At 65.5% G+C, this 25,824-nt stretch carries 14 protein-coding genes; 7 read left to right on the forward strand and 7 right to left on the reverse strand.

Translation table 11 applies throughout. The features are described 5' to 3' along the window. The first annotated feature begins 249 nt into the window (after nucleotides 1-249). From DAAJ005_RS00190 to DAAJ005_RS00210, 5 genes are all read left to right on the forward strand, one after another. Nucleotides 250-897, forward strand: coding sequence for a hypothetical protein (locus DAAJ005_RS00190; RefSeq protein WP_151845325.1), 648 nt, complete (start codon nucleotides 250-252; stop codon nucleotides 895-897). Nucleotides 898-2,694: 1,797 nt separating this feature from the next. Continuing rightward, nucleotides 2,695-3,240, forward strand: a complete 546-nt coding sequence (locus DAAJ005_RS00195; protein WP_151845326.1) for a hypothetical protein — start codon at nucleotides 2,695-2,697, stop codon at nucleotides 3,238-3,240. Nucleotides 3,241-3,481: 241 nt separating this feature from the next. After that, entirely contained in the window at nucleotides 3,482-4,831 is a 1,350-nt protein-coding gene (locus DAAJ005_RS00200; RefSeq protein ID WP_151845327.1) for a zinc ribbon domain-containing protein, read from the forward strand. Beyond that, nucleotides 4,828-5,691, forward strand: coding sequence for a hypothetical protein (locus DAAJ005_RS00205; protein WP_151845328.1), 864 nt, complete (start codon nucleotides 4,828-4,830; stop codon nucleotides 5,689-5,691). Before DAAJ005_RS00200 ends, DAAJ005_RS00205 begins: the two co-directional genes overlap by 4 nt. Before the next feature lie 11 nt (nucleotides 5,692-5,702). After that, complete coding sequence (locus DAAJ005_RS00210; protein WP_151845329.1) at nucleotides 5,703-6,368, forward strand: hypothetical protein; 666 nt, start codon at nucleotides 5,703-5,705, stop codon at nucleotides 6,366-6,368. A gap of 74 nt (nucleotides 6,369-6,442) precedes the next feature. Here DAAJ005_RS00210 and DAAJ005_RS00215 read toward each other — a convergent pair whose 3' ends face one another. Then, on the reverse strand, nucleotides 6,443-7,105 hold the full coding sequence (locus DAAJ005_RS00215) for a hypothetical protein (protein WP_151845330.1): 663 nt from the start codon (nucleotides 7,103-7,105) through the stop codon (nucleotides 6,443-6,445). Nucleotides 7,106-7,660: 555 nt separating this feature from the next. Here DAAJ005_RS00215 and DAAJ005_RS00220 point away from each other — a divergent pair. Beyond that, nucleotides 7,661-9,655 carry an ATP-binding protein gene (locus DAAJ005_RS00220; protein ID WP_192930680.1) on the forward strand — a complete coding sequence of 665 codons (1,995 nt, stop codon included), beginning with the start codon at nucleotides 7,661-7,663 and terminating at the stop codon, nucleotides 9,653-9,655. Between the two features lie 23 nt (nucleotides 9,656-9,678). Here DAAJ005_RS00220 and DAAJ005_RS00225 read toward each other — a convergent pair whose 3' ends face one another. After that, nucleotides 9,679-10,806 carry a DNA cytosine methyltransferase gene (locus tag DAAJ005_RS00225; RefSeq protein WP_226342325.1) on the reverse strand — a complete coding sequence of 376 codons (1,128 nt, stop codon included), beginning with the start codon at nucleotides 10,804-10,806 and terminating at the stop codon, nucleotides 9,679-9,681. 147 nt (nucleotides 10,807-10,953) lie between these two features. On the opposite strand from DAAJ005_RS00225, the gene DAAJ005_RS00230 reads away from it, so the two are divergent. Further along, the gene (locus DAAJ005_RS00230; protein ID WP_151845332.1) at nucleotides 10,954-11,370 is read left to right on the forward strand and encodes a very short patch repair endonuclease; all 417 of its coding nucleotides are present in this window, start codon (nucleotides 10,954-10,956) and stop codon (nucleotides 11,368-11,370) included. Between the two features lie 105 nt (nucleotides 11,371-11,475). Here DAAJ005_RS00230 and drmC read toward each other — a convergent pair whose 3' ends face one another. From drmC to drmD, 5 genes are read right to left on the reverse strand one after another with little or no spacing between them, the layout of a single operon-like run. Then, nucleotides 11,476-12,219: a DISARM system phospholipase D-like protein DrmC gene (drmC, locus tag DAAJ005_RS00235; protein ID WP_151845333.1), complete on the reverse strand. Its 744-nt coding sequence runs from the start codon at nucleotides 12,217-12,219 to the stop codon at nucleotides 11,476-11,478. Beyond that, nucleotides 12,216-14,072: a DUF1998 domain-containing protein gene (drmB, locus tag DAAJ005_RS00240; protein ID WP_151845334.1), complete on the reverse strand. Its 1,857-nt coding sequence runs from the start codon at nucleotides 14,070-14,072 to the stop codon at nucleotides 12,216-12,218. The genes drmC and drmB overlap by 4 nt, the downstream gene beginning before the upstream one ends. Then, complete coding sequence (gene drmA, locus DAAJ005_RS00245) at nucleotides 14,069-18,007, reverse strand: DISARM system helicase DrmA (RefSeq protein ID WP_151845335.1); 3,939 nt, start codon at nucleotides 18,005-18,007, stop codon at nucleotides 14,069-14,071. The genes drmB and drmA overlap by 4 nt, the downstream gene beginning before the upstream one ends. Then, nucleotides 18,004-22,458, reverse strand: coding sequence for a type IIL restriction-modification enzyme MmeI (locus DAAJ005_RS00250; RefSeq protein ID WP_151845336.1), 4,455 nt, complete (start codon nucleotides 22,456-22,458; stop codon nucleotides 18,004-18,006). Before DAAJ005_RS00250 ends, drmA begins: the two co-directional genes overlap by 4 nt. Continuing rightward, nucleotides 22,455-25,535, reverse strand: a complete 3,081-nt coding sequence (gene drmD / locus DAAJ005_RS00255) for a DISARM system SNF2-like helicase DrmD (RefSeq protein ID WP_151845337.1) — start codon at nucleotides 25,533-25,535, stop codon at nucleotides 22,455-22,457. Before drmD ends, DAAJ005_RS00250 begins: the two co-directional genes overlap by 4 nt. Nucleotides 25,536-25,824 lie beyond the last annotated feature (289 nt).

The following is a 25,824-nucleotide window of genomic DNA, read 5'->3' on the forward strand; positions in this document are numbered from 1 at the left end:
GGACAAGGGAGGGTGTGACCGACGCGAATGCCCTGTCCAGCACCCCCGGGGCATTTGGCAACGCGATCCCTTCGGTGCGGTACTGGCCCCACAGAGACGCCTCCTGACACCTGAAAATCACAGGGGTTTCGAGACCTGAATGCCCTGTGGTTGCCCTGCATCTGTCGGTCCGGCCTGCGGCGAAATTTACGTGAACCCCCGTGTGCCAATCTGCAGTGCATGGCCAGCACCGGCCACCAGGAGGCAAGCATGAAACCAACCCCGCCCACCCCGCTCCAGAGCGGTCAGCCAGCGCCCAGATCGCTCGGGACGCTGCTGGCCCAGGTCAGCACACCGCCGGCGACGCTGCTCGCGCGCGATCCTACCGCGCCCACCCGCACCCAACACCTGACGTTGCGTGATGCGGGGTCTCATCGGTTCACGGTCACCGAGCGCGTCATTGAGGACCAGGACGTGATCGTCGACAGCCACTGGGTGGTCAACCGCTGTGACATCGAACGGCTGCTGGGGACCACGCCTCTGCCCCGCGCCCTGTACCATCTGGCCGCCCTGGATACCCCCTGTTGCCGTGACTTCGACTCCAGCCTGACCATCAGCGCGGCCGCGATCCGCTGCGCCACGTGGTCTGAGCTGATGCACGAACAGCCCAGGTCGGGTCTCGTCGTGGGAGACGAAGGCAGGTGGGAGGTATACGCCTCCGACTGGCACGCGCTTTTTGGCAATCTTTTGCCGAACGTGTTCGCCGATACCCAGGCGGTGCGTCGCCAATTCACCAGCGGCACCTGGCCTGAGCCGGAAGTGCCCTGGTCAATTCAGCGCGCGTGTTTGACCGGGTGGCGGGTCTGGCAGCAGCGCGAGGCCCTGGAACTGATCGAGAGAATGAACGCTGACCAGTAGGACGGAGCGCGGTGCGGATGGAGTCCACGAAGGGGGCGGCGAGTGTATCTCGCCGCCCCCTTCCACCTATCCGGTCTTCTTGGGCAGAAGGCGCGCCGATGTGTATCCGGAAGATATCGGACTTATATCCAAGCTGGGAGCAACGTGTGACGCCGCACATGTCGGGGAGAGGCCAGCACATACGGCGTGCACAACTCGGCGACTGCTGGCGGACGCCACGCGAAATGCACATGACGCAGGTACACAGCTCAGCAGACCGCGCTGCTTGCCATGAAATAAACTGTGCATCATCCGCCATCACGGCGGCGTGCGCAGGACAGCGATAGCTGAGACGGCGTATGGAGACGCGACGGGGTACTGACGGCCACGACGCACGTTCGACACGCGCCGCATCTGCCCACAACTCGCAACGCGCGCAGCGACACCCGACTGCGAATCATATTGGTCATCTATAAGGTCAAACCGACTCCATTGCGCGCTTCACCCTGCCGTACGGACGCCTCACGGGGAGCCGTGCACCGCCCTTCCAGTCCTCGCTTGCGCCAACTTCCTTATCAGAACAGTCCTGGAGATCTGTTTTCTGGATTTTCCTCGTGAAAAGCCGTCCCAGACGGGCTGGATCTTGCACTTTGTGTTCCAGATTTCCTTTCATGGTCTCATAGGCGTTGGGCCTCCACGCGGGCGTCCCTCATCCGGCTGAACTTAGGCCTGTAACGGACCGGCCCAGCGCAAAGGTGTAGGCAGATGCAGGCGCTTTGAGATGCTAGACGCAGGTTCGCCTCTCAAGGGAAGCGGCAGCAGCCACGCACTGAAAAACGGGCGATAGGGCGCCGCATGGTGAGCGACAGGCACACCAGTACGAATGCGGCGGCGTCATCCCCTGTCTGGATGCACCTGCACGGCACGGTGAGAACAAACGCGTTGTCACTCAACTGAGCAGGTGCACAGTGCAGACGTGGAGTGGGTAACGGCACGGCGCGTCGACGGGAGCAGCGCGCACTGCCGAGACAGACCGCACAGTGCACCACCCAAACTAGACCCGCAAATGCGTTCGTTTGGCGACTGGAAGACGGATGTGGACACGGGGGAGGGGAGACATACATCGCTCGAAAGAGGCAGAAACAAACCCCGAAGAGCGCAGGGGATCAAGAGGTTGTGATGACGGGACAGGGTGCTGCGCCGCCGATCATAGAGGCGCAGACAAGTGGGGGCTGTAGGACAGCACGTGGCGTGTACGAACAACAGTGTCGATGACCGCGAGGTGCGGCACCGGAATACACCACGCATCGTTGTCGAGACTAAACACACACCGCGTAACGCGCGCGGCGCAACAGCAACAGCCAGCAGAGACACCACACTCCGTAGCCCCCGAGAAACGGGTGACGCAACTCGCGCTGAAGAACCGGTCTGACCGCGTGAGTCGCTGTGACGCTTGAGGTGTGCAAAACCAGTGCGCGTCAACACGGAGATGAGGAGGAGAGCGAAGGCGACAGGGGCCAGGCGTCATGCCTGGCCCCCGCCTTGGTGGACACAGGAAGGGGGCAGCCAACGAAAACGGCGAAGACGGGGAAAGAGGAAAAAAAGCCCAGGACAACCGGAATGGAAAGAAAGAGAGATGAAAGGAAAAGTTGTCGCCAAACTGCCCACCTACGCACTTGCCCTACTCACACCAGCCAGATGGACAGCGACGTTTCAGTCTCTGCTGTTCTCGGCCACCAAGGAAAAAGAATGTTAAATCCACTGACCGCCCATTTCGTCGAGCTGCCGCTGTAGCCCACTGCCGCCCAGACCCTCACCTTGCTGCGCCTCGGCGCGGCCCACCGCTCTGCCGAACGACTCACCATGGACCAGGCAGCCCTGGCGCCCGAAGGCAAAGACGTGGCCCTCGCCGCGCTGGCGGGCGGACTGGATCACGCTGACCGCTCTGCCGCAGGCGAGGCCAGGGCTCTCGCGGCAACGTCGCTGTTTCAGGCGTGCCCGCCGGCCGTCCTCAAGAACGCCATCGCCTCATGCCGGTGTGGGTTGAGGCAGGCCGCCGCGCGCGGCGTCGACGGCCTGCCGCAGTGCCGCGCTTCCCACGTGATCGCCGGCCCCGGACTGGTGCGGCGTGCAGGACCTGGAACGCTTCACATCGACGGCGTCGGGGAGGTGCGGGCGGACCTGATCGGTATGCCTGACTGGGCGTACGACGCCCTGTGGCTCAAGCCGGCCTACGACGAGTCCACCCACGTCGCTTCTGAGGAAATCGAGCTCGTGTATTCGGGGTCCGCGTCTTTGGAGGGTTGCTGGAGCGAGGGGGACTGGCAGTGGAAGGTGACGCTCGATTTCGCTGAGACCTGGTAGGCGGCGTACACCGTGTCCGGCGGCGAGGACCAGAAGGAAGAAGGCGGGAACAGTGGGGTCAGGCTGATGGCCTGACCCCATCTGTAGAAGAAGGAAGACAAAAGAAAGCCCGGAAGAGCAAATTTTTAGGAACCAGGGGGATGCCAGAGAAAAAAAGACACGCCGTCAGGGCACGTGAGCGGGAACCACCAGCGGGAGCAGAACGCAAACGCAAAAACCCACTCACCACACTTGGAGTTCCATGCCACAACCACCACTGCGCCTCACCACGCGCATTCACCCATCGCCGGCGCAACATGCGCGCCTGCAACTCATGTGGGACACCCTGCTCGCCGCACAGAGTGCACTGACCACCTGGCTGTACCACCACGCCGGCGGGGGCACCCACTCACTGCTGACCACCGCTTCCCGTCAGGCCGGGAGTTTGCCCGTGACCACGCCGCGTCCCCTACGGTCACTTCCTACCCTGACCCAGATCGAAGACGAGGTCCGCTACGCGCGGGACGCGCTGGGCTGGGCGCAGGTGTTACCGGCCAGCGCGCTGCGCTGGATGGCCGCCGAGACTGCGCGCGAGTGGCGCGGCTGCCCGCACGGCCCCCTGCCCGGTCCGTGGCCCCAGGACCGCGCCCCAGAACTCCACCTCGGCAACGCCGTGCAACTGCGCGACGCCGTCACACTGCAGGTCGCGCCACTTTCGCCCAACGAACTGGTGACGGCGGATCTGTACCTGCCGGGGCCGTACTGGACCGCGCTGCTGCGCCGTCAGCGGCGCCGGCAGGATCACGAGCACGCACGTCATGACGTTCTGGAGCGGGCCTGGCTCGATGACCGGGACAGAGGTGCGGCCAAAGAACTGCTGGCTCGGCGCGCGCGCGGCGGACCGTGGGCCGAGTGGTCCTGGCCCGACCTTCCTGAGCCGCTGCCTGGAGAGCCGATCAGCCGCGAACGGACGGTGCTGCGCTGGGTGGCCGGGAACGGCCTGCCCGGGCGCTGGGTGGCCGAGTGGGCGTTCAGCGCCGGCGACGGCGTGGCTCCCCGGTGGGTGATCGACGACGTGCTGGGCGTCGACATCGGCTACCATCATCCGTTTGCCTGCGCATCTGGCACGCTGAACACGCTCACCCCCAGACCGTTTCAGGGTTCGTTCGCGCCTCCAGGGCTGTCCGGCCACGCCTTTTTCCACGGAGCCTGGGCGCGCGCGCGGCACCGACGGGCTATGTTCCTGCGCCTGCTGCCCCTGTTCGAGACGCAGCTGGACCTCGCGCTGCAACACCGCGCGGTGGCCACCGAGCAGGTGGCCTGGGGCGGCTTCGCTCAGCGGGGGTTCCCCTTCACCTCCTACGCGCTGGACGTTGGGCTGGTGGCCTGGCTGACCTGGCTGGACGCCCTGGCACCCCAGCACGGGGTGCGGATCCTGCGGGTCCCTCCGGCCTACACCACGCGCACGTGCAGCGCCTGCATGCGGCTGGGGCCACGCCCGGCCTCTGGTCAGCCGTTTTGCTGCGTGGGCTGTGGACACACTTCCCAGGCCGATCTCAACGCGGCGCGCGTCATCCGGCGACGTGGCCTGGCGCTGCTGGGGCGGCCATGACCCTGAACGTTGACGGCCTTCCAGAAGATCTCAGAGAGCACCAACGGTATCTGCCGTTTTGCCTGCGTCCACGAGGGAACGGCCGGCTGGGCAAGGTGCCGCACGCGATGAGTAACAGGGAACTGCAGCCTGTGGACGTTCGCCGCACTGAGACCTGGTTGAGCCTGACTGACGCGGCAGCACTGGTGTCTGCTGGCCGCGCCGACGGGCTGGGACTGGTACTTGGCCTGGACCTGGGGGTGGTGGCCGCCGATCTGGACAGCGCGCTGCGGGACGGCAAGGTGCTCCCGTGGGCCATGAACCTCGTTGCGGAACTCCACGGCTACACCGAGGTCAGCATTTCAGGTACTGGGCTGCACGTGCTGGTCCGGGGCTACCTGCCGCTGGGACGGCGCCGTGCCGGACACCTGGAGTTGTTGGACTCCGGGTTCGTGGCTTTGACTGGGCACCGTCTCGCCGGCTCTCTGGCCACCGTTCCACATCGCCAGGGCGCGCTTCAAGCTGTCTACGGCCGCACGTTTCCCGCTCCAGTTGCTCACGGCTCTCCGGCCCCGTCCCTTCCTCTGGCTGACACCGAGGTGCTGGCTCGGCTGCTCGCCATCAAGAACGCCCACAAACTTGCCCGGTTGCTGGACGGCGATGTCGACGGCTACATCAGCCCGTCGGAGGCCGACTTCGCGCTGGCCCGGCTGCTACGTTTCGGCACCCAAAACCCTGAGCAGATCGCGCGCCTGATGCGCGCTAGCGCCTTGGCGCGCGCGCGCTGGGATCGCCCTGCTGGGCTGGGACTCACCTACCTCCACCGGACCATTGACCGCGCCCTCGTCCTCGGCGGCCCCACGCTGCCGCCTGCGCCATAAGGAGAACCACCATGACCGATCCCCAAAACCACGAGTACACCGTTTCGCTGTTCCCCACTCAGTCTCAGATTCACGCCCTGAATGCGCTCAGCAACCACGCCCACCGCATCGAGAGCGCTGCCCTGCAGCAGGCCCAGCTCAACATGGTCTCGTCGCTCGCAGCGCTGCTGGGGGGCCCAGACCACGCGTTGCGCGGCGACGAGGCCGAGGTCCAAGCCCTGCTGGCGTTGCCGACGATGGCTGCCGTCCCACTGGGCCTGATTCGCCAGGCGGTCACCGGGCGGCGAGCGCGGATCAAGCGCGGCGACCTGGCTGCGCCGGTGCAGCCAGTCGCGGTGGCCGGGGAAGGACTGATCGTACCGGCCACCGCAAACGGTCTGACCCTGGACGGCGTCCCTGGAGTGATCAGCGTCGGCATCGACCATCTGCCCCTCTGGGCCGCGCAGGTATGGCGCCATGCTGCTGGTGGTGCAAAACCCACACTCGATTCACGGTTGGGGACGGCCAGCGTCACGGGTTGGACGTACGTCGAGCGCGGCACCTACGCCGGCACTCCCGGCTGGACCGCTGATCTCGCTTTCCACTGGGATACGTACCCCACCTGGCAACTGCTGCGCGATGGCGACGACCTGGGCGACGAACCTTGGCGGCGCGGAGTCCGCCATCTGATGGTCTAAGGCACAGAGCGGCGCGCCTGGGGCGTGCCGCTCTGTCTGTTCTCAAGCTGTCTTGTCTTCGGCGTGCCGACCGCTCAGGGCTCCACCGCGCGTGCCCGCGCCTGTGCCAGCGCCGCCTGCACCTGTTGTATCGTCCTGACATGGGCCGGGACCGTCAGGATCCACGGCTCTCCATCATCCTCGCCGTATAGGTAGCCGCCCTGTTCCGGCTCCGAGCGCCTGCCGAAGAGCGCGCCCGTACGGACCCGCTGAATCAGCCACTGGCAGCCCACGTCCGAAGTGGCCACCACCTCGGCGTCCCACCACGTCCACTCCGGATGGCTGCACACATCGAGGCCCACCACCACCCGGGCCGTGTGGTCCAGCATGGCGCTTTCCAGGGTGATCTGCTCCAGACTCGTCGGCGTCTTTCTCGACTCGCACCGGAGGTCCCGCTGCAAGGACATCAGCCTCGCCCCTTCGGCGAGGCTCCGGGCGGTGGGCACCGGACCGCCCTGGGCGATGTCCTCCAGCAGGAGGCGGATCTGCTGGCCCTGCGGGCTGTGGCGGACCAGTTGGCCGGTCTGAGGGCAGCGGATCTCGTCCTCGGCGATGTACATGTCCTGACCCAGCAGGTGGCGGGCAGCGCGCTCGAAGCGCGCTTCGACGACTTCTTTGGGCGTCGTGTTCCCCATCAGGATCAGCAGCGTGAGGAGCTGGGCGACGGGCAGGCTGATCGGGCGCTGAAAAGGTTTCATCCTCTCGACTCTGGCACCACCCCCTTTTGCTGAAATTTTTTGGTGGAAAGGCGTTTCGAGCGTGCCGTAGCGGCCGGCCAGGCGTTGTATTTGCTGAGACGGCTGCCACCGCCCAGTGGAGACGCTCGGACAGGGGGGTGGCGGAGAGACCCGGTTCTGTGGCATGGGCAACCGGCAACCCTGCCTGAACCTTTCCTTGGCCAGGAGCGGACCTGTTTGGTGACGTCGAACACGCCGCCAGGAGTGGCCGCCTCAGGTGGATGGAGCGGCGTGGCAGCCAGGCAACGAATTTCTGGCCCGCAGTGTGTCGTCTGACGGTTGGAGAGAGGATTTCCTATGGGCCTTTCGGTGAATCGGAGATGCATGTGCGCCTGGCCACAGTGGGATCAGTGCATCGCCATAAGGAAGGGCTTCCCACGTTGCGGACCCCTTGGATGGGAGGTAGCGGATCTGTATGTCGCCGACTGCTCCAGCGTTTTGATCTCGGCCGATATAATGGCCGTCGCACAGATCCAAATCACTGCTCGACTAGGACACGTGCATCCCGGAGGGAACATGTCCGCACCTGAAACTGCTGCCGATCAGTTCAAGATGACCATCAGCCTCAACGTCTTGAACCATCTGGGAATCAACCTCTACAGCAACATCCCAGCGGTCCTGTCGGAACTGGTCGCCAACGCTTACGACGCCGACGCCACTCTGATCGAAATCACCATCGGTGACGACGAGATCCTGGTGAAAGACGACGGGGTGGGCATGACCCACGACGAGGTCAACAGCCGGTTCCTCAACGTCGGCTACGACAAGCGGAACGACACCCGTAATCCATTCTCGCGCCTGACCGCCAAAGGGCGACTCCCGATGGGGCGCAAGGGCATCGGCAAACTGTCCGTGTTCTCCATCGCCGAAACCGTGGAAGTCCATACGGCCCGGGACGGCGAGTGCAGCGCATTCGAGATGAGTCTGCCGGAAGTGAGGGCTGCGATCCAGGACCGGAACAGTGCCAGCGATTATTTCCCGCCGCCCGTGGAGCCTTGCGAGGCCGCCGAGGGAACGACGATCAAGCTCCGCGATCTGAAGAAGAGGACGGCCAGTACGGCCGCCTTTCTCAGGCGGCGTTTGGCCCGCCGCTTCGCGGTGCAGGGTGGCCTCGACAGCTTCGTCATCTCGGTGGACGGTACGCCGATTTCCGTCGAGGACCGGGACTACTTCAAGAAGGTGCAGTTCCTCTGGTATCTCGGTCCAGAGAGCAGCGGTTACGCCGCCCTCGCCACACAGGCCGAGAAGACCGCCGAGATCCAAGCCACCGAAGTCCGGGACCGTGACGGTCATCCCGTCGGTACCGTCTCGGGATGGATCGGAACCGTGGAGAAGCCCAGCGATATCGAAGAGCAGGACAACGTCATCGTCCTCCTCGCCCGGAAAAAACTCATCCACGAAGACATTCTCCGGCAGTTCCAGGAGGCGGGGATCTACGCTGATTACCTCGTCGGGGAGATCAACGCGGATTTCCTCGACGCCGACGATTTCGAAGATGTAGTTACGAGCGACCGTCAACGCATCAAAGAAGACGACCCACGCTACGAAGCGCTCCGTGATTTCCTCACGAAGAACGTCCTCAAACGCATCCAGGGTGAGTGGACCGACCTCCGTCTCGAAGTCGGACGGAAGAAGGCCATCCAGAATCCTGTGGTCGCAGAATGGCTCGCGTCGCACACGGGCGATACGAGACGCGTCGCGGAAAAAATGCTCGCACGGGTCGAAACCTTCAAATTCGTCGACTCCGAGAGCAAGGTCGAACTCTACAAGGCCAGCATCATGGGTTTCGAACGCCTCGCCCTGCGCGATTCGTTGAGCGCTCTGGACAAGCTCGACAAACAGGAGGACTTCGACGCCACCATGCGTGTCCTCGCGTCTGTAGACGAGCTCGAAGCCGCTCATTACCACCAGATCGTGAAGTCCAGGTTGGACGTCATCCGGACGTTGAAAGCGAAACTGCCCACCGAGAGGGAGAAAATCATTCAGCGCTATCTCTTCGAGCATCTCTGGCTCCTGGACCCGTCATGGGAAAGGGCGACGAACATCCCTCCCATCGAAGAGGAAGCGATCAAGACGGCATTCAAAGGAATAGACGCGAAGCTCAGCCCGGAAGAAGCCGCAGGGAGGGTCGACATCCGATTTCAGAAGGTGGGAGGCGAACACGTGATCGTCGAACTCAAGAAGTTCGACCGAAAAGTCACCGTGATGGAACTCGTCGTGCAGATCGAGAAATACGTGAATGCGCTGCACAAATGCCTCACGGAACAGCTCGGTCAGCACAGCCCCGCCATCCGAGCGGTCTGTCTCGTCGGAGAGAGGCCGAGCGAAACGAACGAGCGGACACTGAAGGCGATGGAGGCCGTAGGCGGACGCGTGATGACCTACGGCGAGATGATCGCCCAGGCAGAGGCCGGATATGCCGATTATCTGGAAAGCGATACCAAGGTCGGCAAGATCGCCCAGCTGGTCGAGCGCCTGGAAAAGACGTTGGGATCGGGACCGGCCTCATAGCCGGCTGACGTTACGGTCTCTGGTCAGTCGTCCGCTGCCGAGGGTTGAACGTGTTCGACAGTCGTTGCAGAGAGGGACGTGAGCGGGGCGTCGAGTTCCGCCAGCCCGAGATGGGCCATGATCGCCCGTCCGATGACCTGGCCCAGGACGGGCGGCACGGCGTTCCCTATCTGCCGTCCCTGGTTGGTAAACGTGATTTCATCGCCCGGCTTCGTGAATTCGTAAGTCTGCGGGAAGGTCTGGAGGAGGGCCCCTTCACGCAGGCTCAGTCCCCGGTCCTGTGTCGGATGGACGAAGCGGCCGGTCCCTATGTTGTAGAACTGGGTGGTCATCGTCGGGGACGGGAAGGCGGGGTCGAGTCGCCCATAGACGGACCCGTACGTCGCCCCGCTCGGTTTCTTGTGGCAAGCGAGCCGCAGGTCATCGTGCCAGTCCGCCCAAGTTCCTCCTGGGCGTGACGCCTTCGCACGGGCCAGGTTCTTCTCGCCCAGTCTGAAAGCCTTATGGAGCGGGTCGCGCGGGTCCGTCTGGCCGTTTTCGAGGGTAGGGAGTCCCTCCAGCACTGCTCCGGCCGTGGGGTACTCCTTCTTCGAGAAGAGCTTCCGGGGCAGTTCCACGCGGCCGCTCTTGGAAGCGAAGAGCACCAGACGGCGGCGGGCCTGTGGGATACCGTAGTCGGGGCCGAAGACCTTGTACTCGCAGACCTCGTAGCCGGCCTGCTCCAGACGCGCCTTGAACTCGGCATAGACAGGAAACTTTCCTTTCGTGGCGAGCCGCACGACGTTTTCCATGCTCACCACGTCGGGCTGCACTTCGAGAATCAGTTCCAGGAACGCGCGTAGCGGCTGCCATTCCTGCTCCAACTCGGCCTGCTCCTTGCCGATCTTCGTCTTCGCGGCAGCTGTAGAGTACGGCTGACACGGTGCGCAGCCGACCAGCACCCTGATGCTGTCCGGAGGGTAGTGTGCCTCCAACTCCCGGGCCGTGAGTTCGGTGACGTCCTTCGTATGGAACGCTGCTCCCGGGTTGTTCTTCTCGAAAGCGTAGCTGCAGTCCTTCTCGAGATCGTACCCGGCGACCACACGGACGCCTTCGTGGCCGAGACCGTAGGTGAGGCCACCGACACCGCAGAACAGATCGACGGCGACCACAGGCCGGTCACCGTTCCGGTTTCGGAAATTTATGGGTTTGGGCATGGGCATCATCTCACTGGCTGCGACTATAGAACATTCCGGAACGACGCCATGCAGGACTCCCGGCCCTCGGAGGTCCTGTACGGTCTGCGTTATTTTACCGTCATGGCCGACAAGCTCTCGCGGGAACAGCGCAGCGCCCTGATGGGCCGTGTCCGCCAGCGCGACACCGCTCCCGAGCTCGCCTTGCGTTCAGCCCTCCACCGGCGTGGACTGAGATTCAGGAAGAACGTCAAAGGCCTGCCCGGCTCGCCGGACATCGTCTTCACGCGGATCAAGGTCGCCGTGTTCGTCGACGGCAACTTTTGGCATGGCTACGATTTCGACGCCTGGAAGGACAGGCTCCAGCCATTTTGGCGGGCCAAGATCGAACGCAACATCGAACGGGACAGGCAAAACGGGACGGATCTCGAAGAGCTGGGTTGGCAGGTCGTCAGGATCTGGGAAAAGGACATCAAGAAGAGGTTGGACGAGGTGGCCGAAGAAGTGGCCGCTGTGGTGGAACTCCGGCGCGGCCGGTAGAGGCAGGCACACCTGTTCGCCTCGTCGGGAGGCCACCGGGTCCGGGTGGCCCGGCCCGCGCGCGGGATCCGGACCTCCATGCGGCGAGAGCGGGGTTCCGGCCTGCTATGGAGCAGGGGAGAGGATCCGCCGGTCGACCAAGGCACGGAGGTGTCGGGCCAGACGGAGTGGTTGACGTCCTCCGCTGACGAGGACGCCCAGTTCCATGTTGCGCCACATGGCCGCCCCCGTGAGGTTCGCGCTGGTCACGAAGGCGGTCCGGCTGTCGGCGACGGCGCATTTGGCATGGATTTTTCCCCGTGGTCCGCTCGTTCCCGCACCGTTCCAGACGTAGACGGCCGCGCCCGGCACTGCGCTCCGCATCGCCGTGACGCAGTCGCTGTCGAGACTGCCTCCCAGGGCGACCGGCGCCTCCAGGACGATGACGACGTCTACCCCCCGCCCCACCGCCCTCCGGAGGGCGGCGGCCACGGACTGGACCTCGTAGGCGACGAAGCTGACGATCTGGAGCGTCGCTCGGGCACCGTCGATCAACTGCACCAGGACGATCTCGGTTCGCCTGATGGGCACCTCCTCCGTAACCGGGCCGGTCCATACCAGGTCGATACTCTCACGCTCCCGCAGGTCTTCGGCGGTGACGGCCGCCGCCCGGAGAGCCGAAGCGAGCTCGGCCGGCGACACGTCCGAGACGGACCAGGCGACGTACAGTTCCCGCTCGGCCGCCGAGGCACCCTGTGGGGTGGCGCACACGGCTCCGCCTTCGGCCCGGCCGGCCAGCCGCTCGACATGGCCAGCGGGCATTTCCCGGACGACGGCGGCTACGGCCCGCCAGAGGCGCAGGTCCTTCACTCGAAGTAGCCGGCGTCGCGACACTCGAAGGTCGGTCCCAGCAGCGCGCGGTCCAGGTAACGGTTTCCGCGTTCGCAGGAGGTCTCCGCCACGAACCCGCAGGCATGGCAGCTGGCCGAGTGCAGGGACCGGTCCGCGCCGGGATCGTGTTCGGAGCACAGCGGATCCGACGAACAGACGTAGGCGCGCTGGAGGGCCTGGCGCAGGATGCGCCCGAGATTCTCGGGTTTGCCCAGTTCGACCAGGCCGCCCAACGTTCCGTCGGAATCGGCGGCGGCGGTGTAGAGCAAGATCCCCGCCATGGGAGCGGCCGGGGCGTCGCTGGCGTAGATGCGCTCGCGGATGCTGGCGGCGTTGTAGCCGCACTCGAGGGCGAATTCCCGGATCAGCAGGTGGGAGAGGGTGTGGAGCATGGCGTAACGGACGCCGGGATAGTGGGCCTCGGGGTCGAGCTTCCGGCTGGCCCGCCACCCCCGGTGCCCGGCGAACAGGCGGGCGTCCCGCCCTTCGACGGCGGCCCGTAACGTCCAGGAACGGACGGCTTCCTCGTCGAACCGAATGAACACGCCTTCGCCGTGCACCTCGTTTGCCGGAATCCACTCCGGAGGCCGGCGGCTCAGGCCCGCGACCCGCTCTCGGCCGCTCTCGTCGAACACTTCTTCGGGAGAGTCGACACGCGTGAATCCGAGCAGGGCATTCACTTCCCGCAGCCGCTTGACGAGCGAGACCGACGCGAGATGTGCGGCGTAGCGCGGCGGCGGGGCGATCCGCTCGGCGAGGAAGTGCGGCCACCCGCCCGGGACAGTCGTCGGCGACGTCAGTACCTCCCACTCGGGCCGCTTCATCTCCTCCTCGGTCACATGGCCCTCCGGCCCCGGCGGGCCGGCAGTGCGGCGGACGAGCGCTTCCCACACGTCCCCCACGTCCAGGTGGTCGATGTACGGAAAGCGGCCCTGTCGCCGGAGGACCTTGAGGATGCCCCGGAGCTCGCCCTCGTCCTCGGCGTCTTTGATCTCCTCCCACGCCTCCTCGACGAACTGTGCCACCGGCGTCTCCGCGAGGGGGATGGCGAGGGCCGACAGGGTGACGGGGAACCAGGCGTTGGTCGCCCCCAGGATCACCGGCCTGGCCTGTTCCCCGCACGGTTCCTCGTCGAAGGCGTCGAGGTGGGGATGTCGGCCTCGGCAGGCCGGGAGGGTCTTCTTGCCTTCCTCGCCGAAGGCGAAGACCAACGAGCGTGCCGTCTCGCAACTGTCGCACCGCACCCACAGGTTTTCGGTCTGCAGCGACGCGCCGCTCTCGAAGAACCGGAGGGTGCCCTTGCAGGCCGTCGGGCCGCCGTGGACGAACCAGTGCCACGGAAAGTCGTCCAGGTGGCCTCTCGTGCAGGCCAACAGGAACCGTGCCGGGACCGCGTCGGACTGCTTCGCCGTGCCGGTCGCCTTCTCGCAGTTCGGGTGCACGAAGCGCGTCCGTTCGGGCGCATAAGGAGCCGGGATGAGCTTGAACAGTCCAGAGTCGTATTCCGCCAGCAGACCGCATTTCACGCAGCGCAGCCAGCGGGGGAAGGGGCGGACGGGCACGCCCTGCAGGGCTTCGGGAGACAGGGGGGCGACGTCCTCGCCCGCGATCGGAGGGCGGCGCAGGCTGCCGACCTGTGCTCCGAGTTCCTGCCGCACGGCCGCCAGGAGGCGGGGCTCGTCGATCTCCGCACAGAGCCCTTTTTCCCAGTGGCCGAGGCCCATCGTGAGTACGGAGAGGTTCGGCAGGTCGACGAGCGCTCCCGGTCCATAGGTCCAGAGGAGTTGGCTGGGGCGTACGGATCCTACGGCGGCATCGGTCTTTGCGGTCATTCTCTCTCTCCTGGCCGTCCGGATACGGACGGCGTGCGCCAGGCCGGCCCGTCGTCCACCTTCGACTGGCTCATGATCAGACGGACACCGGGCTCGACTTCGCGCAAGGAGGTCGGCGCGGTGAAGAGTTCCCAGGCGCCGAGGCCCGGCCTGGACAGGAGTGGCGCGACCGTGCCGCCGCCCTTTTCGTAGCCCAGCTCCCGTCCGGGCCGCGCCGCTTCATGTACCCAGCGGTCGAAGCGGTGGGCGAGCATGTCGCCCGTGTCCGCTTCGACCTCCGTGCTGCCCGTGACGTTGCCTGCGCGCCCCTGGACGGCGGCCCGGGCGGGAGCGATCTCGGTTCTCGCGAGGTGGTCGAGCCGGCCCGCGCCCGTATTCGGGTTCAGCGGCGCCTGACCGAGGCGCAACATGCTCACCAGCGTGCCGGTGAGGCCACGGTCCATGGCGCGTGGCGCGAACGGGGTCACGGACTGAGCTTCGACGTGCTTGTAGAAAGTCGCGTGGTAGTGCTCGAAGGTCTCGTAATGCGACAGGTCGCGTGGACGCGACCACGCGAGGGCGGTGACGACCAGGCCGGGGAAAGAGCGGCCTACGCGGCTGGTGGCCTGGATATATTCCGCAGTGGTCTTGGGCTGACCGTTGACGGCCATCAGGCCCAGACGGTTTATGTCGACGCCCACCGACAGCATGTTCGTCGCCAGGACGATGTCCACCGAGTGGTCCTCGCCCTTACCCCACTTGGCTTTGTGTTTCACTTCGAGCCGGTCGAGCGTCGCAGGGATCTTGCGGCTGGAAATGCGGGAAGTCAGCTCTTCCACTTCGCGGACCCCGCGTTGCCTGAGCCCCGGGCGGCCGATGCGGCTCATCTCGACCCGGTACGAGCGGGTCTGCACGTCGTCTTCCGCCAGGCGTTTCATGCCGCCCAGGTCACGCAGGGAGTTGAAGTACCCGACCAGGGTCATGTACGGGTCGGCCTGCTGTCCGAAGCGGTCGAACAGCGCCTGTCCCGCCGTCAGGAGCGCCACGTAGATGCGGATGAGCATCGCCGGCTTCGAACTCCCCGGCGCGCAGATCCCCAGATAGAGGCGCCCGGGGACGTCGGCGACGTCCCGGCGCACCGAGAAGTAGTTGTCCTCCACGTCCACGCCGTGGGGCGGAAAAACGGTCACTCGGCGCAGGAACACGTTGTTGACCTGCTCTGCGGCCTTCCGGACGGTGGCAGTGGACGCGATGACCTTGGGCCGGACCGTCCGGCCGTCCAGTGTCCAGGAACACAGCGCGTCGATAGCGGTCTCGTACAGCCCGACCATCGTGCCGAGCGGGCCGCTGATCAGGTGGAACTCGTCCTGGATGATCAGGTCCGGGGGCCGCAACGGGACGATCTTCCGGACGGTGGTCTTCGGCAGCCTGCCTTTCGGTGCGTGGGTCCCGCTGCAGTCCGGTACGTCCGGCCATATCAGGCCGTGACGCGGGCATTCCTCGTCGGCCCGGCCGAAGAGCGTGCGGATCGCGCCGCGCCACGCCATCAGCGCGAACTTGTCGACCGTCGCGATCAGCATGCTGGGCGGGCGCCGGTAGATTTCTTCGTCCACGACGACCACCGGTAACCCGGGACTGTCGTCGGCGTCTTTCGAGAAGCGGCACGGAGTGTCGCTCAGGCTGTCCGAGCAGTAGATGCGTGTCCTGCTCTGGTCGAGATCCACCACGACGTCCCGCTTCGGGTCGATCGGGGAGCCGCACCAGGGGCAGGTGGTCAACTGTGCCGGCGTGGAGCCGGTACCGAGGTTGCCGTCACGCTCGTCCTTGATGGACTTGTGGCTGTCCTTGGTGGTGTTCGGCGTGCTCTTCATCCCCACCCACAGCCCGATGCCGAACGGATGGATCCCCCACTTGGCGGAATCGGCCGTGCGCAGGACCTCCATCGCGCAGACCAGCGTGGTCGCCCGCTGGAACTGCTGCAGCGTCAGCAGACGCAGGGTGTAGCGCATGATCACCGTCAGGCCGCGCGTTCCGTCGAGACCCCCGAGATCGCCCTGGAGACGGCGGACCGCCATCGCGAACGCCGCCACGCCGAGATAGGCCTCCGTCTTGCCGCCGCCCGTCGGGAACCACAGCAGATCTGCCTCGGCTTCCAACGTGGAGGTCCGGTCCGGATGCGACGGATCGGCGAGGGAGGGGAGAGAGAGCAGGACGAACGCCAGCTGGAACGCCCGCCAGGAACGGTTGCGCGGATCGGCGTCCACCGCTGCGAGATCCGGCGTGCCGCCGCGCCGCCGCTGCAACGCCCAGATGCTGTGCACACGCTGGTCGGCCATCGCCAGGTTCGCGAAGCGGAACGCTTCGAACGCCAGGTCGTCCTGTTCGAGCACCCGGACGCCCTCCCGCAACCGGGCGAGAACACCATCACAGCGCGTGAGGGCGTCGGCCGCCGACACGTTCCAGTCGTCCAGCGAGGGATCGTGTGTGGCGGTACCCGGGGCGAGCTTCGCGCGTTGCCGCCCTATCCACGCCGCATAGTCGTCCGTGAAGGCCGTGAGGCCGGTGACCAGATCTCCGCGTTCCATGGCCGCCAGGCGCCGCATGTCCAGCAGATCGGCCGGGACGTCCGGCCCGAGCGCAGGGGTTTCCGTGACCGGTACCTCGAACGCCGGAACCACACTCGTGCGCACCTCTACGGCCCGCTCACGGTCTTCGGGGTCGACCGTCGCCGTCACGGACGTGTTGTGTCCCACTGCGAACTCCACCTGGCGGCGGTACAGCATTTCCAGCGCCTCGCGCTCTTCGTCCGCACCGTCGGCTTCCAACGGCGGCCGCCGACGGAATACCGACTTCCCGGCGAGGTCGCGCACCGTGAGCTCCGGCTGGAACAGCCAGGCGACGTCTTCCTGCGAGGCCGGTTTCGACTGCATGTTCACCAGGAACAACGTCACCAGCCGCTCCTTCCCGTTCGGCGACCAGCGGACGCGGGCGTCCACGACCACCGAGGGCCACGACGGATCGGGGGTCATCGGCGCGGCATCCCCATCGAGATCCAGGGGCAGCACCAACTCGCCCCCCATCGGCACGCGCTTCCAGACCCGCGACGGCTTTCCGGTCTTCTCGGTGACGTGACGTTCGCTCTCCCGTCGCTCGTAGCGGCCCCAAGAGGCCCGGACCGTGAGGTGGGTCGTGTCGTCCGCCACACAGAAGGTCAGCCCCATGGACGAAGGGACCAGGGAAGCGTTGGTCGACGGATCGAGCTCGGCCGGCTCTTCTTCGACATCCCGGCGTCCCGACGTCTGTCCGAATTCCTGGCCCGGGTCGGACGCCACGCCCTCCCGCAGGCGCAGGTCGGGTTGCGCCTCCCCGGCTTCTTCAGGTGCGTCCGACACCACGTAGGGCAGGGAGTCGCGCGGCGCGAGCTTCCCGACGAGGTAACGGTCCCTCACGCCCATGTCCGGGATTTCTTCCTCCGGCCCTTCCGCCGGACCGAGCAGGTCGTCCTCGAATGCCAGGCGCATCAACGACCGCAGGTACGCCTGGTCTTCCACCACCGGCAGAGCGTCGAAACCGCTGCCCGTACAGCCCCGCAACGCGCCCTCGAACACGGACCATTCCAACCTTTCGAGCGGCGACGTCGTGGCCGCGACGCCGATCCCGGCGGCCTCCAGCGACGGCTCGGATTCCACGTCCGTCTCGGCGTCGAAATACACCACGGTCCTTCCAGGCAGGCCACGTAACCGGAACACGCCCGCGAACTTCAGGACACGCTGTTCCCCACCGACCGCTTCCACGATCGCCAGCCCGTCGCCTTCTGCGATATCGCGGTAGTTCTCCAGTCCGCCGGGAAGCTCCACGCCGTGCTCGCGGAGGTTGACATGGTCACCGAGCAAGACGGTCCATGCGCTCGGCACCCTGGGTGGACGGACCTGCTTTTTCTCGTTCGTCTTCGTCATCGCTCTCCCTGTCGCTGGAACTTGTATTCGGTGCCGCGCTTTTCACCCTGCCGTTGCACGGTCCCTTCAGCCAGTAGCGTGTCGATCACCGCTTTCCAGTCGGCTTCCGACAGGCCGCTTTCCCTGAGGATCTCCGCTTTCTTGAACCAACGTCTGCTTCGCTGCAGCACGGAAAGGACGGCGGACTGGGCCGCACCTGACATCCTCGGCGGCTCGGGCGTAGACATGTCGAAGAGCGTCGAGCCCGTGTGGATCGGTTTTCCTTTGGATGGAGACTTGGTCTTGGGTTTTTGCGGCAACTGCGCCGCCGCCTGTTCGCTGTCGTAGCGTTCCTTGTTCAGGGAGGCGAGGCGTCTGAGGAGTTCCAACCGGGCCGATTCGCTGATCGTGAACCGGGTCCGGTCTTCGGCGGGGAGGTAACCGACGTCATGGAAGCCGTGACCGAGGTCGACGTCGCCGAAGCCGTAGAGCATTTTCAAACGCTCGTCGACGGCGACGTGGACATCTCGCAGCGCCGAGATCTCGGGGCCGATCTCGGACGGATCATGGAGGCGGTTGTATATGCCGGTGAGACCCACGTCGAAGACCTCGTGTGCCCGTCTGCGCGCGGCTTTCAGGCGCTCGCCAAGTGAAAACAGTTCATCGGCCTTGAGAATTTCCGGGAAGGGAAATGTTTCAAAGCAGTCGGTCGGCGTGTAGCGCATCCGGGTTTCCAGTGACGAGCTGTATTTCCAGGCCCAGACCGTGTGGAAATTCGAGTTCAGGAGTGCGTAGCTGGCGTGGTCGGAAAGACTGATGATCCCCAAAGCATTCGAAAAGATCTGGTCCGAGTGACAAAGTTCGAACGTAGGATATTTCGTCGCCTGTGTGGCGAAGGCTAAGACTGCTTGGAAGTCGACATTATTCTGTGTCCATCCGGATGGATGAGTCCAGAATTTTTTACCACGTCCGATGGCATGGTAGAGACCTGGCCGCTTTTCGGCGTGTATCCACCACTTTTCAGGTAATGGTGTACGCAACGCAAATTTTCCTTCCTCATTTAGCCTTTGTCTCTCACCTTTGACATCACGCTCAACGATTCTCAACACCTCGACATAATCTTTTGCAACTTTGCCTGGAAAGTCTAGGGGTACACTCCCCTCTTTCAGCCAAAGACGCTGCCGTCTCGGATCCGCATCTACCCAGTATCCCGTGGCATCCCGATCCAGGGGCCAGTCCCAGAAATTGATTACCCAGCGCGAGGCGGCTTGTCGTGGATGGGACGTGAGATCGTCACCTGTGAGATATGGGTAGACGACATCGGCGGAAGCCGGATTTTGCTCTAGAAGTTGCTGAGCCACCACCTCGGACAACACGAATCCCATCCCCAAGGTGATTGATCCCTGAAACGATTTCCCGGAGTTGGATGCGAGTGAGAGCGCTTTTTTATCGTCCTCATCGGTGAGGAAGGAGGAGATGAAAGTAACCTCTTCGCCCGATAAGCTCCGCACACCCTGCCATTCGCCTCGGATCATGTGGATCCGGCTCGTGACCACCGCTGCGGCCCCGGGCCAGGGCTCGTTCGGATGCGCCTCGTAGACGAGTGCACCCTCGTTGAGCAGAGGGGTCAGGCCGACCTCCCTGGTGTCGCCCTCGGCGATGGTGTTCACCGCCAGGAGACCGGCTGTCCCACCGTTCCGGAGCAGCCCGAAGCACGACAGGAAGAAGTAGGCGACGAGGTCGGCCGAGCCTTTTCGGCCTGACGCGACATACTTCACCAGGTAGTCCCTGAACGCGGTACCCATGGCCCCCGTGATCTTCTGCCCGCCCAGGAACGGCGGGTTCCCGACGAAGGCATCAAAACCGCCGTTGTCGCGCGCGAACACTTCGGGAAATTCCAGTGGCCAGTGGAAAGGTGTACGGCGGGATGCGCCGGCCGGCAGGTCGACCGAAAGGGCACGGTCCGCCCGTTGCGTGACCGCCAGTTCACCTCGGGCTTCGCCTTTCAGCATGGCGTCGACTTCGTTGACGAGGGACAGGCGCGCCGCTTCCAGATCACCCTTGTTCGTGGCGTGCCGCATGGACTCACCCACCAGGGCGTCCGCCGCCAGTTCGGGTCTCCTGAGGACTTCCCGGGCTTCCCGGTCCAGGGAGGCCATCGCTTCGACGTCGCGGATGTCCCGCAAAGGAATAGCCCGGAGTCGCCCACGCAGGGCGACCGCACGGGTCAAGGCTTCGCGCACCCCACCGGCAAAGACGTAACGGTGCGAGCCGGGCGTGGGATCGAGATCCATTTCGACGAGCTGGTCGAGGTCGCGCAGCCCGAGCAGGCTGTTGCCGTGCCGGAGGTTGTGGTCGAGGAACCCGAAGGGGCGGTTCTTGGCCAGCGTGACCAGCCAGACGGAGAGCTTGGCGAGTTCGACGGCGACCGGATTCACGTCGACGCCATACAGGCAGCGTTCCGCGACGAGGCGACGGGCTTGCAGCAGCCGCTCTTCCGAATCGGTCGCCAAGGGTTCCGCACCACCGAGTTCGGGCAGCACCTCGCCTTCGGCCGTCACGGCCTGCCCTTCCTCTTCGGCATCCAGCCACGACTGCACGACGCGGTCCGCCAGCCAGCGACAGGTCTGGACGAGGAAGGCACCCGAACCCATAGCGGGATCGCAGATTTTGAGGTCGAGGAGTTCGGCGGCGCTCTTCAACCTCCACTCTCCTCTCGGCCTTCCTTCGGACGGACCTATGTAGGCGAGGGGTTCGAGCGTGGTCGCGACGATGCGTTCGGTGAGCGCTTTCGGCGTGTAGTGGGCGCCCGTGGCACTGCGGTCGCTGCCGCCCGTAACCGCGAACGCACCTTCCTGATAGACCAGCGGCTCGCCCCAGGGATCGGTGCGGAGCACGTTCGCGAAGGGGAGGAGCCGGCGAGCGAGTTCCTCGTGGCCGCCCGCCCGCCGCAGACGGCGTCTCAGGTCGTCCGGTACGTCCCGGTCGAGCAGCCGGGCCAACGTGGTTTTCCCGGCCTCGGTGGTGCGGCCGGTCAGTTCGGCCAGGACTTCGACGAGACGGGCACGTCCATCCAGGCCGGCGGATTCCAGGCGTGCGAGAGGAACGTCGGGAACCTTCTTCTGGCCGGTGCCTTCGAGACCGAGGGTGATCTCGGGAACGCGGGATACGGTGCGCTCCAGCAGACCTTCGTAGACGTGGCCGATCTGTTCGACGTCCAGGGCGCGGTACGAGAGCGTCTGCGCACCTTCTTGGCCCTTGATCCGTTGCAGGGCGTCTAGGAGCAGGAGGACGGTGCGGTTGTCGATGGGTAAGGGATCGGCCGCCGTGTCGCGCCAACCCGTGCCTGCGGGACGGCCTTCCAGAAATGGGAACCGATCGGGGTCGAACAGCGAGCCGCCGAGGGCCGGAAGACGTAGGGTTTCATGGTCCACACCGGCGTACACGGCGCGGAACACGGCGAGCAGGCGGCTCCAGGCGTCGAACCGGCGTTCGAGGACACCGTGTCCGTCACGCTCGTCCGTTTCTTCCAACTGCGCGCGTAGTGTCGAGACCGCGTAATACCCGTCCCATACGGGTTCACCCAGCAGGAGCAGGCCGCGTTCCTCGGCGCTGAGGACGAACACCAGCCGCATCATGACGGTCAGGCCCGCCTCGTACAGGGCGCGCTCGGTGACACCTTTCAGGAGCGCGCCGCCCCGGTCACGGTCCGCGCGGTCCAAGGCCCGGACGAGCACTTCGACCGCCCGCGCGACCTGGGTGCCGAGGGTCCCCGTGACGTCGTCCTTGGCGTCCGCCGAACGGTCTACGATGTCCATGAAGGTCTTCTCGGGCGGCCCGAACATGGTGCGTGCCTGCAAGAAGGTGTAGAAGGCGCGGAGGGTGACGGGTTCGAGCCACCACAGGCGGGCGTACCAGGTGACGGTGCCGACCACGCTCCCGGGCGGGGCATCCACCAGCGTCCACCGTTCACCGTTCGTGACCAGGGCCGATCGGACGCCTTTGGCCCGGCACCAGGCGGTCGCCAGGTCCAGGGAAGACGTGGCCTGCCGTGAGGCGCGGTCCAGCGGCGAATCGGGGGGCAGGACGAACACCGCGAGTTTCGGGAGCCCTTCTGTCCGGCCGAGCAACCACCCGGGCCGCACGTCTTCCCCGGAGTCGGGGAGGGTATGCGTCCACGCCTCGTCGCCGGTCTCGACCGGCTTCAGGAGGTTGGCACGGTATTCGAGCAGCTCGGTCAGGACGAGACCGATCCACTGGCCGTGCAGGGCGGACAGTTGCGGATCCTGCTCGTCGACCGCGTCGCGCCATTCCTCCCAGGCGCTGCGTACGCGTTGCCGCTCCGACGTGTCGATGCTGTCGAAGCTCTGCGGATAGGCTTCGCCCAGCACCTTCGGCGCGAGGTAGAGGCCTGAGGTCTCCACCAGCGAGAGCCAGTCGTGGACCGCTTCGATCCGTGTCGCCGAAGTCACCGTCTTTCTCCGGTCGGGTGCCCAGGAACGAGGAAGACGACCGCGACCGGGAAAGTGCGTTCGGTCGGATCGGCGTGTCGCCGCTGGACGGCGGCCAGTTCGCGTTCCCGCTCCTCGGGGATACGCTGCAGCCGGTCGGTAAGGGCTTGCCGATCGCGCTTCAACTGTTCCTGCTCGGGAAAACTGAACAACAAGGGCATCATGGGCTCCTCACGGTCGATCTCGGCGCGCAGGGCCTTCTCGAGATCGTCGAGTACACCGACCACATCGGCGATCTCCTGCTCCTTGCGGAGATTCAGGGTGTTCCTGAGCGACTGCAGTCGATCGGTCGATCTCGCCCTCACGGCGGAGCGGACAGCGCCCTCGTGCTTCGTGAATCGCTCGGCCAGAGCAGCGAACAGAGCTTTCTCAGGAGTGTAGGGCACGGAACCGTCCATCAGCTCTTTCATCCTTCCCACCGGCAGACGGTCGAATCGGTCGTCGCGCAGCTCCCCGCCGGAGAGCGTCAGTTCCTCGTGCAGTCGGCGGTGGTCTCCACCGGTGATCAGCAGGCGTGACCAGACCTCCACGACTGGACGCTCCAGCCCGGGACTCGTCCGCACGGCGACGCGGTGGAGCCGCTTGCTCTCTTCGAGCGACCAGACCTCCGCCCGCAGGAGCCGCAAGGCCAGCTGCACCAGATCGTGCTCGAGATGGGCGAGAACGACGTCGTCGCGCCCTTTCGCCACGGCGTGGTCGAACGTGACGGGACGGCGGTCACCCGTGAAGGGATGGTGCAGGCCGGTGCTCGCCCGGTCCCAGGCGCCGGTGAGTTCGGGAATCCGGAAAACGCCGTCGGCCGGGGCACCGGCCAGGGCAGCCGCGACGAGGGGGGGTTGTCCGTCGATTTCCAGCGCCAGCGCCACGGCCCGACCGACACGCTCGGGAGTGAGGCCGAACTCCTCGCGCGAGGCGACCAGCCGTTCATGCAGGTCCGTGACGCGTTTCCGGAGGTCGCGCTCGAACGCCAGGGTGCCTTTCCGGACGCGGCCGGCGGTCTCCGCATCGCTCGTGTCGAGCGTCCGGGTAGAAGTGCTCTTGAGCATCGCGTTCTCTATCTGCCGCGCGAGCACCGGCCCGACACTGCCGAGATCTTTGCGGATCTCCTCGACCTTCTTCGCCGCCCGGAACAGGAACTCCGAGTCGTCGTCGTCCCGGGCCGAAGGATCGGATTTTCCCACCGGGTGCCAGATCAGGACTTCCGAACTCTTCTGACCGTGTCGGTCGATCCGCCCGTTGCGCTGCTCCATCACGTTCGGGTTCCACGGAATTTCGACGTGGATCAGGTAACGGCACCAGTTCTGCAGGTCGATCCCTTCGGAGGCGGCGTCCGTCGCCAGTAGGATGCGCACCGGCGAGATGTGCGGGTCGGCCTGGAAGGCCGCCTTGACCACCTCACGCTCGTCGTGCGGAAGGCTGCCGTGCAGTTCCATGAGCCTTTCTCCGCCGAATCCGTGCGTCGCGAGGATTTCTTTGAGCCAGGAGTGTGTGGCCCGGAACTCGGTGAAGAGGATGACCCGCTCGCCGTTCCATACCCCCCCGGGCCGCAGGTGAACTTCCAACCAGTCGAGGATGGCGCGCGCCTTCGCGTCGGGACGGCTCTTCGCGCGCTCGGCCCAGTCCGCCATGCGGCGCAGTAGATTCTCCTGTTCGGACGTCGCCGCCGGGACCAGGCGGGTGGCGGTCCGCGCAGCCCCTTCGAGCGCCTCCTCGGCTTCGAGGTCGTCGGCGTAGTCTTCCTCGGCCCGCTGGACCGCGCGGCGCAGGATGCCTTCCTCGAACCTGTCCACGGCACGTTCACGCTCCTGGCCGAGCCCGCTGCGGTGTACGGCCAGGGTGTTCGCGAAGGCCCTCGGAGACGAGAAGAGCCGCTTTTTCAGCAACTTGAGTACGAAATGCACCGCATAACCGGAGACCGACCCCTTGACCGACTCCACCCGGCTGCGGCCGTACTGCGCCAGCAGCTTGTGCACGGCCCGTTCTTCCTCGTCGTAGGCGACCTCCAGAGCGAGCAGTTGCCGTTCTGGGTAGATGCGCTTCCCGTCGGCGTCCACGAGGTCGGACTTCAGGCGGCGGACCATGATCCGCTGCAGTTGCTGGGGATCGGGTTCGACCGTACGCGAGAAGCGCTGGTCGTCCAGCAGTTCGAGGAGCGCCGTGAAAGATTCCTGGTACCCGTTGTGGGGGGTGGCGCTCAAGAACAGACGGTGTTCGAAGTGGGGCGTGAGCTTCCGGATCAGTCGGGTACGGCGGCTGTCCGTCGCGTATTTCCCGCTGCCGCTGGGGGCCACGTTGTGCGCCTCGTCGACGACCAGAATGTCGAACTTGCGCGGCAGGGTAGGCGTCGGTGGGAGGGCGTCGTTCAGCCAGCGGAGGGCTTCGCCGCCCTTCATCCAGTCCACCGACGCGATCAGCCTGGGGTACGACGTCCACGGGTTCGCCTGGATGCCTCTCTTCCGGCGCAGTTCGCGCACGTATCCCGTGTCGACGATCCGGAATTCCAGGCCGAACTTTTCACGCATCTCGCTCTGCCATTTCAGCTGCAACGAGGCCGGACAGACGACCAGCACCGTCCTGGCGCGGTGGCGCAGGAGCATCTCCTGGATCACCAGACCGGTTTCGATCGTCTTCCCGAGACCGGTGTCGTCCGCGATGAGCAGGTTCACACGGGCCATGTCCACGGCCCGTGCCACGGGATCGAGCTGGTAGTCCTCGATACTCGCGCCGCTCCGGAACGGTGCCTGCAGGAGCTTCCGGTCGGCGTTCGTCGCCGCGCCCCACCTCACTGCGTCCAGGAAGGCGTCCAGGTCAGCCGCGTCGTCCCAGTCGGTGATGCTGGGAAGGCCTGCCCGCTCGATCACGCGGCTGCCCGGCTCCAGACCCCAGACGACGTCTATCTCCTCACGCGCGCCGTCCTCGTCGACAGACGCCAGATGGACGAGCGCGGTTCCGGTGTCGTCCATCGTCGACGTCTGGACGTCGCCGACCACCCAGCGTCGGCGACGGACTTCGACCAGCTGGCCGGGTTCAGGAATCATCGGCGGGCGTCTCCGGCCTGTGGATGCTGCATTTCGACAGGTTAGTACAGTCCTTGCCGTCATGCCGCCGAACTTGGGCTCGTGCCGTCGGCTTACGGCGAGAGATCCCAGGCCTGAGTTTCGTATGCAGCCCGACGCGTCCATGGCCGAGCTCACATGGGCGTGGCCGGGAGTGTACCGAGGTCGGTTTCGGAAGTGTGGGCGATGCCCAGACCCCGCCTGAGATCACCCGTGGCATGCGCGCTTTCGTGCGATCACAAGGGCTAGATGTGCTTGTGGAAAGCGACAT

The organism is Deinococcus sp. AJ005 (assembly GCF_009017495.1).
Lineage (GTDB): Bacteria > Deinococcota > Deinococci > Deinococcales > Deinococcaceae > Deinococcus.

Excerpts from the sequence above, each read along its gene's own strand:
- DAAJ005_RS00190 (WP_151845325.1), top strand. The coding sequence starts at position 250 with ATGAAACCAACCCCGCCCACCCCGCTCCAGAGCGGTCAGCCAGCGCCC.
- DAAJ005_RS00200 (WP_151845327.1), top strand. The coding sequence starts at position 3,482 with ATGCCACAACCACCACTGCGCCTCACCACGCGCATTCACCCATCGCCG.
- DAAJ005_RS00205 (WP_151845328.1), top strand. The coding sequence starts at position 4,828 with ATGACCCTGAACGTTGACGGCCTTCCAGAAGATCTCAGAGAGCACCAA.
- DAAJ005_RS00210 (WP_151845329.1), top strand. The coding sequence starts at position 5,703 with ATGACCGATCCCCAAAACCACGAGTACACCGTTTCGCTGTTCCCCACT.
- DAAJ005_RS00215 (WP_151845330.1), bottom strand. The coding sequence starts at position 7,105 with ATGAAACCTTTTCAGCGCCCGATCAGCCTGCCCGTCGCCCAGCTCCTC.
- DAAJ005_RS00220 (WP_192930680.1), top strand. The coding sequence starts at position 7,661 with ATGTCCGCACCTGAAACTGCTGCCGATCAGTTCAAGATGACCATCAGC.
- DAAJ005_RS00230 (WP_151845332.1), top strand. The coding sequence starts at position 10,954 with ATGGCCGACAAGCTCTCGCGGGAACAGCGCAGCGCCCTGATGGGCCGT.
- drmB (WP_151845334.1), bottom strand. The coding sequence starts at position 14,072 with ATGACCGCAAAGACCGATGCCGCCGTAGGATCCGTACGCCCCAGCCAA.
- drmA (WP_151845335.1), bottom strand. The coding sequence starts at position 18,007 with ATGACGAAGACGAACGAGAAAAAGCAGGTCCGTCCACCCAGGGTGCCG.
- drmD (WP_151845337.1), bottom strand. The coding sequence starts at position 25,535 with ATGATTCCTGAACCCGGCCAGCTGGTCGAAGTCCGTCGCCGACGCTGG.